Source organism: Micromonospora phytophila, assembly GCF_023656545.1.
In the GTDB taxonomy this organism is placed as follows: Bacteria; Actinomycetota; Actinomycetes; order Mycobacteriales; family Micromonosporaceae; genus Micromonospora; species Micromonospora phytophila.
Genome location: NZ_JAMOKF010000175.1, coordinates 1 through 11,424 on the forward strand (window position 1 = coordinate 1; position 11,424 = coordinate 11,424).

15 protein-coding genes are annotated in these 11,424 nt (G+C 69.4%); 9 read left to right on the forward strand and 6 right to left on the reverse strand.

What is annotated here, in order from left to right; all coding sequences use genetic code 11:
- Together NCC78_RS19680 and NCC78_RS19685 are read left to right on the forward strand one after the other, a co-directional pair.
- Nucleotides 1–1,134: ABC transporter permease (locus tag NCC78_RS19680; RefSeq protein ID WP_250796151.1), on the forward strand; the 1,134-nt coding region annotated here is incomplete at its 5' end.
- Between the two features lie 147 nt (nucleotides 1,135–1,281).
- Nucleotides 1,282–1,851, forward strand: coding sequence for a hypothetical protein (locus NCC78_RS19685; RefSeq protein WP_250796153.1), 570 nt, complete (start codon nucleotides 1,282–1,284; stop codon nucleotides 1,849–1,851).
- A gap of 196 nt (nucleotides 1,852–2,047) precedes the next feature.
- On the opposite strand, the gene NCC78_RS19690 is transcribed toward NCC78_RS19685, so the two are convergent.
- Together NCC78_RS19690 and NCC78_RS19695 are read right to left on the reverse strand one after the other, a co-directional pair.
- Nucleotides 2,048–2,380 (reverse strand): hypothetical protein, encoded by a 333-nt coding sequence (locus NCC78_RS19690; RefSeq protein WP_250796155.1) that lies wholly within the window; start codon nucleotides 2,378–2,380, stop codon nucleotides 2,048–2,050.
- Nucleotides 2,377–2,670, reverse strand: coding sequence for a DivIVA domain-containing protein (locus tag NCC78_RS19695; RefSeq protein WP_250796157.1), 294 nt, complete (start codon nucleotides 2,668–2,670; stop codon nucleotides 2,377–2,379). Before NCC78_RS19695 ends, NCC78_RS19690 begins: the two co-directional genes overlap by 4 nt.
- Before the next feature lie 310 nt (nucleotides 2,671–2,980).
- On the opposite strand from NCC78_RS19695, the gene NCC78_RS19700 reads away from it, so the two are divergent.
- From NCC78_RS19700 to NCC78_RS19710, 3 genes are all read left to right on the forward strand, one after another.
- Nucleotides 2,981–3,220 (forward strand): winged helix-turn-helix domain-containing protein, encoded by a 240-nt coding sequence (locus NCC78_RS19700; protein WP_250796158.1) that lies wholly within the window; start codon nucleotides 2,981–2,983, stop codon nucleotides 3,218–3,220.
- 72 nt (nucleotides 3,221–3,292) lie between these two features.
- Entirely contained in the window at nucleotides 3,293–4,588 is a 1,296-nt protein-coding gene (locus NCC78_RS19705; protein WP_250796159.1) for a hypothetical protein, read from the forward strand.
- Nucleotides 4,585–5,898, forward strand: a complete 1,314-nt coding sequence (locus tag NCC78_RS19710) for a hypothetical protein (protein WP_250796160.1) — start codon at nucleotides 4,585–4,587, stop codon at nucleotides 5,896–5,898. The genes NCC78_RS19705 and NCC78_RS19710 overlap by 4 nt, the downstream gene beginning before the upstream one ends.
- Before the next feature lie 64 nt (nucleotides 5,899–5,962).
- On the opposite strand, the gene NCC78_RS19715 is transcribed toward NCC78_RS19710, so the two are convergent.
- A complete protein-coding gene (locus NCC78_RS19715) occupies nucleotides 5,963–6,349 on the reverse strand; it encodes a hypothetical protein (RefSeq protein ID WP_250796161.1) in 387 nt (128 codons plus the stop codon).
- Nucleotides 6,350–6,419: 70 nt separating this feature from the next.
- Between NCC78_RS19715 and NCC78_RS19720 the strand changes: the two genes are divergently transcribed.
- Together NCC78_RS19720 and NCC78_RS19725 are read left to right on the forward strand one after the other, a co-directional pair.
- A complete protein-coding gene (locus NCC78_RS19720) occupies nucleotides 6,420–6,935 on the forward strand; it encodes a MarR family winged helix-turn-helix transcriptional regulator (protein ID WP_250796162.1) in 516 nt (171 codons plus the stop codon).
- A gap of 145 nt (nucleotides 6,936–7,080) precedes the next feature.
- Nucleotides 7,081–7,284, forward strand: a complete 204-nt coding sequence (locus NCC78_RS19725) for a hypothetical protein (RefSeq protein ID WP_250796163.1) — start codon at nucleotides 7,081–7,083, stop codon at nucleotides 7,282–7,284.
- Nucleotides 7,285–7,444: 160 nt separating this feature from the next.
- Here NCC78_RS19725 and NCC78_RS19730 read toward each other — a convergent pair whose 3' ends face one another.
- A complete protein-coding gene (locus NCC78_RS19730) occupies nucleotides 7,445–8,326 on the reverse strand; it encodes a hypothetical protein (RefSeq protein WP_250796165.1) in 882 nt (293 codons plus the stop codon).
- 428 nt (nucleotides 8,327–8,754) lie between these two features.
- Here NCC78_RS19730 and NCC78_RS19735 point away from each other — a divergent pair, with 428 nt between their 5' ends.
- Nucleotides 8,755–9,174, forward strand: coding sequence for a DUF8548 family protein (locus NCC78_RS19735; protein WP_504920538.1), 420 nt, complete (start codon nucleotides 8,755–8,757; stop codon nucleotides 9,172–9,174).
- Here the strand turns inward: NCC78_RS19735 and NCC78_RS19740 are convergent.
- Entirely contained in the window at nucleotides 9,167–9,718 is a 552-nt protein-coding gene (locus tag NCC78_RS19740) for a hypothetical protein (protein ID WP_250796167.1), read from the reverse strand. The two genes, NCC78_RS19735 and NCC78_RS19740, sit on opposite strands and share 8 nt — an antisense overlap.
- Before the next feature lie 130 nt (nucleotides 9,719–9,848).
- Between NCC78_RS19740 and NCC78_RS19745 the strand changes: the two genes are divergently transcribed.
- Nucleotides 9,849–10,256: a toxin-antitoxin system YwqK family antitoxin gene (locus NCC78_RS19745; protein ID WP_250796168.1), complete on the forward strand. Its 408-nt coding sequence runs from the start codon at nucleotides 9,849–9,851 to the stop codon at nucleotides 10,254–10,256.
- Nucleotides 10,257–10,682: 426 nt separating this feature from the next.
- On the opposite strand, the gene NCC78_RS19750 is transcribed toward NCC78_RS19745, so the two are convergent.
- Nucleotides 10,683–11,330, reverse strand: a complete 648-nt coding sequence (locus tag NCC78_RS19750; protein WP_250796169.1) for an HD domain-containing protein — start codon at nucleotides 11,328–11,330, stop codon at nucleotides 10,683–10,685.
- Nucleotides 11,331–11,424 lie beyond the last annotated feature (94 nt).

Sequence of the window (11,424 nt, forward strand, 5' to 3'; positions counted from 1 at the left end):
GTCGGCGGGGTGGGCGTCGCCTTCACCGGCGTCGCCGCGGTCACCGCCCAGGTCTCCGTGACCTCCCGGGGCGCGAACGCGCTCGCCGCGGCCACCGTCGGGCTGGCCTTCGCGCTGCGCGCCGCCGGCGACGTCCTCGGCGAGCGCGCCGCCGACGGGGTACGCGTCGTCAGCGCCTGGCCGTCCTGGCTCTCCCCGCTCGGCTGGGGCAACCAGGTCCGCGCGTTCGGCGGGGAACGCTGGTGGGTGCTCGCGCTGCCGGTCGCGCTCCTGGTGGTCGGGGTGACGCTCGCGTTCGCCCTCGCCGAGCGGCGGGATCTCGGCGCCGGGCTGCTGGCCGCCCGCCGCGGACCGGCACGCGCCCCGTCGGCGCTGCTCAGCCCGGCGGGGCTGGTGTGGCGGCTCCAGCGGGGCGCGCTCGTCGGGTGGGCCGTCGGGGTGGCCGTGCTCGGGCTCTCGATGGGGGTGGCCGCCGACGAGGTTCAGGACATGATCGGCGAGAACCCCGCCGCGGCCGAGGCGATCGCCCAGCTCGGCGGCGGGGCGAACCTGATCGACGCGTACCTCGCGGCGATGCTCGGGCTGTTCGCGCTGACCATCGGGGCGTACGTGGTGCAGGCGCTGCTGCGCACCCGCGCCGACGAGACCGACGGCCTGCTGGAGGCGGTGCTGGCCACGGCGGTCAGCCGCACCCGCTGGCTGAGCACCCAGGTGCTCGGCGCGGTGCTCGGTGCGCTCGCCCTGGTGCTGCTCGGCGGCCTGGCCACCGGGCTCGGGTACGGCCTGCTCGCCGGGGACCCGATCGGTCGGGCGGTGGAGCTGGGCGGGGCGGCGCTGCTGCGGGTGCCGGCACTGCTGGTGGTGGCCGGGGTGGTGACCGCTCTGGTCGGGCTGGCGCCCCGCTGGTCGGTGGTGCTGTCCTGGGCGGCGCTGATCGGGTTCCTGCTGCTCGGGCAGCTCGGCGCGGTGCTCGACCTGCCGCAGGCGGTGGTGAACCTGTCGCCGTACGCCCACGTGCCGTCGGTGCCGGCGGTGGATCCGGCGGTGCTGCCGCTGGTGGTGTTGACCGGGGTGGGGGTGGCGCTGGTGGGCGCGGGTCTGGTCGGCTTCCGGCGCCGCGACGTCCCGAGCTGACCCGCCGCTCGCGGTGGCGGCGCGACGACACGGGACGTCCGGAGTGGTCCTCGCGCGAGCCGTTGAGTGTCGACACACGCTTGGTCGTACCGCAGCTCTACCCTCCTCTCGTCGGCCGGCGTCCGGTCACGGGAGCGGAGGAACACGGTGGAGCAGCGCGGGTACTGGCGGGAATCCGGGGAGCGGGTTTCCGCGGAGGAAGCCTGGGACGTCTGGGCCAGCCACGCATACGAAATCCTGGTCGGGGTGGCGCGGAGCTACCACGAAATCATCACCTACAAGAACCTGGGTGAACAGGTCCAGGCCAGGTCCGGCATCCGTACCTCCGCTCTCCTGCACAACTGGATCGGCCCCGTCCTCGGCCGAGTCGTCCGGGAGGCCAATCGCCGCGGGGATCCGCCGCTGACTGCTCTGGTGGTGCACACCGACGATGGCAAGGTCGGCGTTGGCTACAAGGAAGTGCTGCAGGTCGCGGGGGAACCAGCCGTCGAGGACGAGATGGAGCGGGAGCGCCACGCCGCCGCAGCTCGTCTAACCTGCTACCGCCACTTCGACGCGGTCGGCTTGCCGCCGGACGGTGGCAGGATCGCTTTCGCACCGAAGCTCAAAGCGGCTGTGGCACGCCAACGGGCTCGCGCTCCGGAACCTCGCCGGCCACTCTGTCCGACCTGTCGTCTGCAACTTCCTGCGACCGGCGTATGCGACTCCTGCGCCTGATCCGCCTACCACTCGCGGCCGACCAGGGCTGACACGTGCGGCTGCCGAGGCCGCAGTCGCCGTCGTGCCACGACCGGGCCCTAGCGGGCGTGGCGTTGACCGGGGACCAGGGCGATCGGGGGGTTAGCCGCCGGGGCCAACAGTGCCCCGGATACCGGCACCTCGCCGTCCGTCGCGCCGATCGCGTCACCGAGCATCAGCCCGAGCACGCAGCCCCCGAGCGGGCGCGAGCCGCTCTGCCGTCACCTTGGTCACCTCGCGAAGCACAGGGGCGGGTAGCACGGGAGGCTTTCAGGGCCGGGGTGCTGGTGGCGGGGTGGAGGCCGGTGAGTTGGACGTAGACCTCGCGCTTGGCGGTCGCCTCGCCACGGTGGTTGAGGACGTAGCCGGTCAGCCAGATCCAGCCGGCGTACGTCGGTTGGTCGGAGACCGAGACGACGCGGAAGGTCAGGGCGCGGTCCCCGGCGAACTGCACCGAGGCGCGGCCGTCGACCACGATGAGGTCGCCGGGGGAGGGGCGCGCGGTCACCAGTGACCGGAGTTGTGGTGGTGTTCCTGCGGCGGCCGGCACTCCCGCGCGTGCAGGGTCTGCCAGTCGCGCAGCGCCCGCTTGATTCGGTCGTTCTCCTGGCTGAGCAGCCGTACCGCCTCGTTGAGCATGGTCAGCTCGTCGGCCACCCGGGCCTGAAACTCGCGTACCTCCACGCGGTCGACGCCGCGCCGGCGCGCGGCGAACTCGCGGGTCCGCACCTCGTGCGGCGTCAACCGGCTCGGGTAACCGGCCGGGTAGGGCTGGCCACCTCGATACACCTGAGCCACGACGATCCTCTCTGCGGGCAGGCGGCAGCGGAGGCTCCCGGCAGGGGTGTGGGAAGGGCGGGCCGTCCGCGCGGGGGCCGCGGGCGACCCGCCCGCTCGGCCGCCGCAGCTCAAATCAGCGGTACGCCAGCAGAGCAGTCCGGTGGGTCGGGACGGGCACACACACCCGCCCCGACCGGGGGATGAGCCGAACTCGTTGCCACGCGAGGAACGGCTCCGAATCAACATAGCTAGACATGTCAGATGAGTCAACGTCGCTTGTTAGGCGCGTCGCGGTGTGATCGAATCGGATCGCCACGCGAGGAGTGCCATGCGAGAAGTGCCGGATTACTGGCGCATCCCCGATGATGTGATCGCCGACGTCAGGTCCAGGAAGTTGAAGCCGGGGGACAAGCTGCCCTCGATCATTGAGCTGCGCGCTCGTTACGACGTCAGCCACGGGACCGTACAGATGGCCTACGCCCGGCTCGAAGCGCTGCGGGTGATCCGTCGGCAGCAGGGCAAGGGCGTCTTTGTCACCGATCCGAAGACCTGGATGCGGGAGCCGTAGGTAGCGACCCGTCGGCCAGATTGGGCCTTACGGGTACCTCCGTCCCGTCCACGGGACGACTAGAGTCGTCGCGTGATCGACCGGAAGCTGCTCTTGTCCGACCTGCAGAAGCAGGTCAAGAACGAGTCAGGGCCGACCGGATTGTGGTCGGCGGACGACGTCGAGGAGCTGACCGAGATGCTGGCGGCCCGTCGGTCCCGGCTGTGGCAGCTCACCCAGCCGGCCGACCTCGCGGCGTGGGTGTTCGCCGACCCGGAGCCAGCACCGCTCGACCCGCCACCGGCTGCCCTCGACGGTGACTGGGCCGACGGGCTGGATGAGCCGCAGCGCGCGGCGTGGGCGCTGGCCGGATGGGTGGCCCGGATGACGGTGCCCGAGGCGGCACCGACCGCCGGCAGACACTGGCTGCTGTCGCGGGTGAACGAGGGCCACGGTCCGCTGCTGCGGCTGACCGTCGGAGTGCTGGAAACCCTCGGCGTGTACGAGTCCGGCGAGGAGGTGTGGCTGCGGGTGGCGGGAGCGCCGATCGTCCTCGCCATGGACGCGGGCGCGGCGGACCTGGAGGAGTGGGGACGGCGCGGCATCGAGGTGCCGGAAGACCGGACGAAGACCCTCGCCGAGGAGAAGCTGTTCCTCACCTGCCCGGACATCGACACGGCGCTGTGGTTGCTCCGCCAGCCGCCGGTCATGGCCGCCGCCCGGATGCTCAACGCCTGGGTGGCGGCCGGCCCGTTTCCATTCGAGAGCCGGTACCGGCCCGAGGTCGCCGGTCGAGCCTGGCGGGCCGCCGAGACCCTGCTCGCCGATGCGGCGCCCGCCGAGACCGGCGGCGATCGGGGCTTCGACCGGGAGTACGCAGGGTCGGCGGTGTCGCCCGACCTGCCGGCGCAGCGGTCGTTCGACGCGGACGCCTACCGGGCCGGGGTGAGTGAGCACGATCGGCTGTGCCGGACGCTGATCGACCACCTCGCCGCGGAGGGCGTACGGGTTGGTGCGGGGTTGCACGGCGTACCGGTGGATCTGGCCTGGCGGGACGCCGACGGGCGGCAGTTCATCGCCGAGGTGAAGAGCGTGGTCGGGGACAACGAGGTCGAGCAGCTCCGGCTGGGCCTGGGTCAGGTCCTCGAATACCGCCACCGCCTCGCGGCGGGCGGAATCGTTGCGGCGCCCGTCCTGGTCGTATCGAGATGCACGGACCGGGCCTGGCCGGCCATCTGCGGTGACAACCATGTCATCTTGCTACAGGGTCAGGGTCAGGGTCAGGGCACTCGGCATTGGACGGCTGCGCTGACAAAAGGCCGCCAGCCCGACGCCGGTGTCGTTACCACCGCCTATGGTGATGTCAGTTTGGGGAGGGATGAGACGTGACCGCTGATAACAAGGCACCCGTGCCAGTGTGGACACTGGCTACGGAGGCCGTGAGTGTGCCGACCGTGCTAGGCGGCGAGGGCATGACACCGGCCCGACTCGCAGAACTGAGAACAGTCCTGGCGGCACTCGCAGATTCCCCCATCGCCACGCTGGAAGCGCATCCGATGTCAACCAAGCGCGATCGGAACGGCGGGATTTCGCTTCATGCAGCCAGTCCGCTCGCTCAGCAGTTGTCGCACCTCGTGGCTCAGACAGCGAAGTCAGCGCCTCCGACGCTGAACGTCGCCGCTACCGGCGACGTGCTCTATCGGATGGTGGTACCGGCGAAGGTCGCCGCACAGGTCGGTAAAGGACTTGTCCGGCCCATGGCGTCGAAGGCATCCGCCGGAGGTATTCACAGCGCGCTGGTCAACTCCACCGGCATCGCAGCCAATGCCACGTTTGTGCCCGTTGCTGGTAAGGCCGCTGTTGCAGGTGCGGCAACCGGATCGGCCACCACAGCTGGTGTGGCCGCGGCCAGCGCCGGAGCGCTGACAGTGGCCGCGCCACTTGTGCTGATGGCCGTCGCGGTCGGCGTCAGCGCCTACGCTGATCACCAACGCCAGGAAGCGATCGAGCGAATCACCGACCTCCTGGAGCAGTTGCACGAAGACAAACTCGAGGACGAACGCAGTGAGTTGGACGGTTGCCGTGACGCGATCGACAAGGCGACGTCGGTTCTCCTCGACCAGGGCAGAATCGGCCTGTCGTTAGGGCTGGACTCCTCGTCGTACGCGATCAACACGGCGATCGAACGAACCAAGCGTCGGCTCACAAAATGGCAAGGTGCGCTGGCTGCGCTGCCTGACGGCCCGGTTGAGATCGGCGCATTGACAAAATCATTCCCGGGTATCGACGAGGAAGGCGGCGCATTCCGCGCACACTTGGAGTTTGCCCGACTCGCCATTGCTCTCAAACGCCGAGTGCTCGTGCTTCAAGCAGTTGAACACGCTCAACAGACGGGAACGAACAATCCGTTCAAGAGCTTCATCGGAAACTTGCGCGACGACGAGCGCCGCGTCGACGAGTTGGAATCAGGCATCAACTCGGTCCTACTTCGACTGTCGACTCTCGAGTTGAAGCGTCCCGGCGGTTTCCGAAGCATCATGTTCACGCAGGGCGAGGTCGACGACCTACTCAAAGCCGCATACCGCCTTCGCGCCTTGGGTGATGGCCTCAACGTGGGAGTCCACCAAGCTGACGTTGCGATTGAGATCGAACGAAGCAGCGACGGATCGCTCGTAGTGTTCCCCGCAGTCGCTGCCTGACCGGACGCCGCGCGCAACTGATTGACCACCATGCATGGCTACTGCGGCAAATGCCGGAAGCCGGTCATCCGATCAGGTACGCACGTGCGGAGTCCGGTATCCAGAGCAGCGCCAGCACCGCCACGGTGATCGCCGCGCCGGTGGCGAGAAGTGCCTTGACCAGCATCGCGTAGCTGCGGTCTTCCGCACGCCAGACGAAGATCCGGCCGATGAGCTGGGTGGCCAGCAGCGCGCTCAGCGTGATCGCCGCCCAGCCTTGGCCGTTGCCCACCTCTACACCGAGCCACGCGTAGAGCGCGCCGAAGCTGAGGTGGAAGAAGAAGGGCACGTGCAGCCCGTACGGTGGCGTAGCGAGCGCGATGACGTGCTCGATCACGAGCACCGCGGCTCCCGCTACCGCCCATTTCACCGGTGTCGGCGCGTCGGCGACTGCCTGGATTGCCTCGAACATGAAGACCCTCCCGCCTGTCAAACAAGAATATCTCATATGAGATCGTCTCAGGGAAGGTATGATCGACGGTATGGTGGCTGACCCATCGCCGCAGTGGCCCACCGTCGCGCCGCTGCCAGACGGGCACGTGGCGACCGGCCTGCTGCTCCAGATGGCCCATCGCCGTAGCCGAGACCGACTGGAGGCGGCCCTGGCGCGGCTGGGGATCGACGTTCGGTCGTTCGGGGTGCTGCAGTTCCTGCTGCCAGGCGGGCTCAGCCAGCGTCAGCTGACTGACCTGCTCGGAGTCGACAAGTCGACGCTGGTGCGGGTCATTGACCGGTTGGAAGAACAGCAGCTCGCGCGGCGTACTCGAGATCCCCGCGACCGAAGAGCCTTCTCAGTGACGATCACTGACCAGGGCCGGAGAGTGATCGCCTCGGCCAACATGGCGGCGGAGGAGGTCGGCGAGCAGCTGTTCGGCTGGCTGAGTCCGCAACAGCGCCGCGAGCTGCACCAAGCCCTGCAACGGATCATCCAAGCCGCTGACCCGGCCCACCCGCCGTCCGGTTCACATTCGAGCGTGATCCAGGAGCCAGGGCCGTGACTCTGGAGCTGGCCGAGAGGTAACGGCGGATTAATGAGCGATTGCCAGCACGCCGCAGCGCGCGACGCCCCGCCAGTGATCAGGGAGCAGGACGTGCTGTGCCGCCGGAGGCATGGCCCGGCAAGGGCGTGGGTAGGCGGCAGACATGACTGGATTGGTTGCGCACCTGCATGGTGGGCCACTCGACGGGGTGCACCGGCAACTGGCTGGCGCCACCGACGAACTCGTGGAGTTCACCCATGAATCCCGTGAAGGCACCTGGTACGTGGAGTACCGCAGGGTTCGCCGCGACGATGACGGATGGCACTACGAGGCGACCGGCGGGATGGAAAAACAGGACGAAGAGTAAGCAGTAGCTGCAGAGGAGTCACACCCTTCGCCAGGTGATTGTCGGGCGCCGGCGCGGGTAGATATCAGCGCCAGCCCGGGCAGCGACCACCGCAATCATGGTCGCGGCTGACCACTGTCTGCTGGCCCTCGGTTCACGCGGCCATCTGACCGGCCGGCCGCTACGCCTCGCCCGACTGCCCGGATGTCCCGTGGTCCTGGCCCTGCGATCTCTGCTGAATGATTTCGATCGCGGTGAAGGGCTCGAAGATGCCCTCGTGGCGTCGCCGCTCGCGTAGCAGGTCCTCGCTCCACTGCGCGGCGGCCTTCTGTTCCGCCATCATGTGTTGGCGGGCGCGGTCGAGTTCCTCCTTGATCGCCTGCGCCGCCTCGTCGGGTGCGGGATGGTCGACGAACTCGTCCATGATTGCCACCCACCGCCGGTTGAGCCGCTCGGCGTACTGCGCCCGTCTCGTGTAGAGGTCGTTCTGGCACTCCAGTTCGATGAGGCGTTCCCAGTGCGGCTGGAGGAGTTGCCTGACCCGTCCCTCGAGCCGTACCGACACCTGCGGGCGGCACTTGACGTGCACCGTCCCGCGCTTGTAGCTCCACAGGGCCGGGTCCTGCTCGGTGAGCGCCCGCTGCAGTGCCACCTCCAGTTCGCCACCCCGGTGTGCGGGCAACTTCCGGGCCTCTTGGGCGGCGGCATCCCTCACGCGTTGGATCGCCTCTGACATGAAGTGGTGCGCGTACCAGCTCAAGATTTCCGGTCGCACGCCCTTGGACGACCAGGTGAGGGTGGCGAGGACGGTGAAGCCGAACACGTACCCTTGGGCCGGAACCACGATCGGCCCCGACACGTCCTGTCGCTCGACGAGTTCGTCGGGCGGTGGAGAGAGCGGGTCCGCCGCCGCAGCGGCATTCAGTCTCCCCGCCGCCGCAGCCAGGTACTTCCAGAGGGTCTTGAACCCTTCCGAGACCTGAGCGCCGAGATCCGGCCCGCGATCGACCCACCGCCGATCGGGTCTCTCCGACGTCGGCTCCCCGCCTGAAGCCTCGGTCACGTCACCCCTCCCTCGTTGCGGAGTCCCTCCACCACCCGGTTCGCGGAGCAGGTCGGCGCATCAGTGCGGCGATACGCGCAGGGGTGGCTGATCGAGGGGTTGCGCAGGGGGTTTGGAGACTCGCGCCTCAACGTGTCGTCGTGATCCGCTGATGAGCTGCCGGTTCAAGCTAACAAGGTCGTGGCCGATCTACCGGCCGCCGCGCGGGCGCGAAAGAAATGCAAGTCTGGCCACCGCTGATCCGGCACATGACCGTGACCGTGGCCCGGCCGACGCATCCATTGTTGTCGTACCCCTGATGTTTTCCTGAACGCGCTTCACCATCTGCGCTCGCCGGCGGGCGGCGCCGGCGATGACGATCAGCGTTCCGGAGGAGAAGACATGGACACGGTGGACTGCGCGGCGGACGACGCCGGCCGCCTGGCGACCTGTGCGCAGGAGGTCTGGGCCCGCCCGCCACCTGGCGACCGGCGCCGGCCGGCTACCCCGACAGCCTGACGCTCTGCGTCATGGACGCCATCTGGTCCATGGGCGTCCGATACCGCGCCGTGGAGAACGTCGTCGACTGCTACCGGACCTCACGACGCGCGGAGGGCGGGGACGCGAATCGGGACGGCGTCTCCGACCTGTTGCGGCATCACGCGCAGATCGGTGGGCCGGAGCAGTTCGCGACGCGGGTGAAGAACCGCCAGCGGGTCTCGACGCATCCCGGCGGCGCGCTGAGCCCGCCGTCGTTGCCCGGCCCGGCGGTGGCCCAGGCGGCGAGTACGACCGGAAAGCGGCGAGGACGAACGCGCACACGGACGCTTTGCTGGGCTGTCGAACTCGGCGGCGCGACCGTCAGATGACCTGGTGTTGCTGCGGCGTTGCGCAGTCGTCGCAGTCCTCGCGGCCGGACCAGTTCGTCAGGTCGAAGTGCTGCGGCCTCATCGTCTGATGACCGAAGTGCCTTCGCACCATCATCCGGAAGCTCCAGATTGCTTCAGCGTAACGGTGGTAAGCATCGTGGTATTCGTTGGAGGGGACGGTGGCGCCGGCGCGGATGACGTCGCGGATGCCGATGAGGCGGCGGAAGGCCGCCTCACCCGCCGTCACCAGATCCGGCGTGCCCGACATGAGCAGCCGCTCGCGGGCCTGATAAAGCCTCGCCTCCACCAGGGCGCGCCCGGCGGCCTGGTGGAGATCTGCGGCGGCGGCCCCGGTCTGAGCAACGTCTCGGAGCAGACTGTGCGCGGAGTCCAGCGCGAGCGCGAAGTCGATGCTGTTGCGCCAGGAATCGACTTCGCGGTCCCGGGAGCGGACATCCCGCTCACGTCGCAGGTCAACCAAGAGTGTGCCCGACAGCGCGATCACCGCGCCCGCGGCCGTGCTAGCCAGCGGCAACCAATCCATGTAGGACAGTCTGACATCGGGCGTGAGCGGCACTGACGTGACCCGCCGGCCGAGCGACAGGCGAAGAACGCCACCCGCGTCACCGGTCCGGGTTCACCCGTCAGAGCCTCCGGTGCGGCACCATGCGGGGATGAGCGACGAGGTCAACCAGACCGACGAGGCGGGGCGGCGCACGGGTCGGTGGGAGGAGCGGTTCGCCGACGGCACTCTCTCCGGCACCGGCGAGTACCGCGACGGCGAGAAGACCGGCGAGTGGACCTACTGGTACCGCAACGGCCAGCTCAAGGCCAACGGCGCGTACGCGGCCGGCCAGCTGACCGGGCACTGGGTGTGGCACCGGGAGGGCGGCGGCCTGCTGCAGACGGGCGCCTTCGTCGACGGCAAGCAGGACGGGCCGTGGACGAGGTACCACTCCACCGGCGAGGTGCTCGACGAGGGCGTCTACGAGGTCGGCCGCAAGGTCGGCGAGTGGAAGACCTACGACCCGCAGGGCAACCTCACCCGTACGAAGCAGCACAAGGCCGCCGGCCACAGATAGCCGGGGCGGCGCGAATGCCGAGGGGCGGACGGGACCAGGGCCGGGAGGGACGACCCAGGCCGCCATAGCACGCCAAGCGGTCCGGCGGGGACTCGTCCACGGCGGAGTCGCCGTCCACAGTGCTGCCGGTCGCGCTGGCCGCAAGACTGCCCCACGCGGCACGGTGGCGGCGTGGACCCCTTGCTCCGAGCCATGGTCGACCGGGGCGACGGACTGGTCACCCGGGATGACGTGCTCCGGAGTGTGCCGCGCTGGGCGTTGGAGAACGCCTGTCGTTCGGGGCGCCTGCTCCGGCTGCTGCCCGGGATCTACGTCGACGCCGCACGGAGAGGGCCAACCCGTGATCATTTGATGAAAAACAGTCGCTTCGAGGCCGATTCCAACCGTTTTCCATCAACTGATCTTGGGGGTCACCCCGCCCCGTGGTCAGTTGGGGTGGGCGGGTTGGTCGAGGATGGCGCTGAAGCGTTCCTCGGCCAGGTCGAGCTGGTCGAGGATGTGCCGCTTCACCGGCGCCGACAGGGGGGTGTCGGGCCGGGTGATGAGGTCGCGGAAGACCGGCACCAGCGGCCGGTACTTGCGGGCCGACGAGGCCACCTTCGGCCCGACGGTGTGGATGACGCCCACCCCGTTGTCGGTGAAGTCGGAGACCTTGATGACCCGCGCCCACGGCTCGCGGTCCAGGCTGGCCGCCACGTGCTCGCGGTACTGCGTGTGCCGGTCCCGGTCGGGGTCGTACGCCGGGTTGGTGACCGCACCGACCAGGCGGGCGACGCGCGGGCCGAAGCGCCGCGCGAGGGCGGCGAGCGCGGCGGGGGTGGGGTCAGCGTCCCCGTGCTCGCCGGCCAGCTCGTCGGGGTGGTCCTCCACCGCGTCGTGCAGCAGGCCGGCGACGATCACGTCGACGTCGCGCACCTGGTAGTGGTGCGTCATCCGGATCGCCACCCGCAGCAGGTGGTTGAGGTAGGGCTCGCGGACCCGCCGGTCGTCGCGGTGCAGCTCGGCGGCGAGGTCGAGGGCCTCGGTGAGCCGGGCCTGCGCGGCGTCGTCGAACGCGGGGATGCCGCCGGTGATCGTGCCGACGTTGCCGAAGAGCACACAGCTGGCCTCGCCGTCGAACCACTCGGCGCCGTCGACGGTGATCCGGGTGCGGACCAGTTCGCCGCGG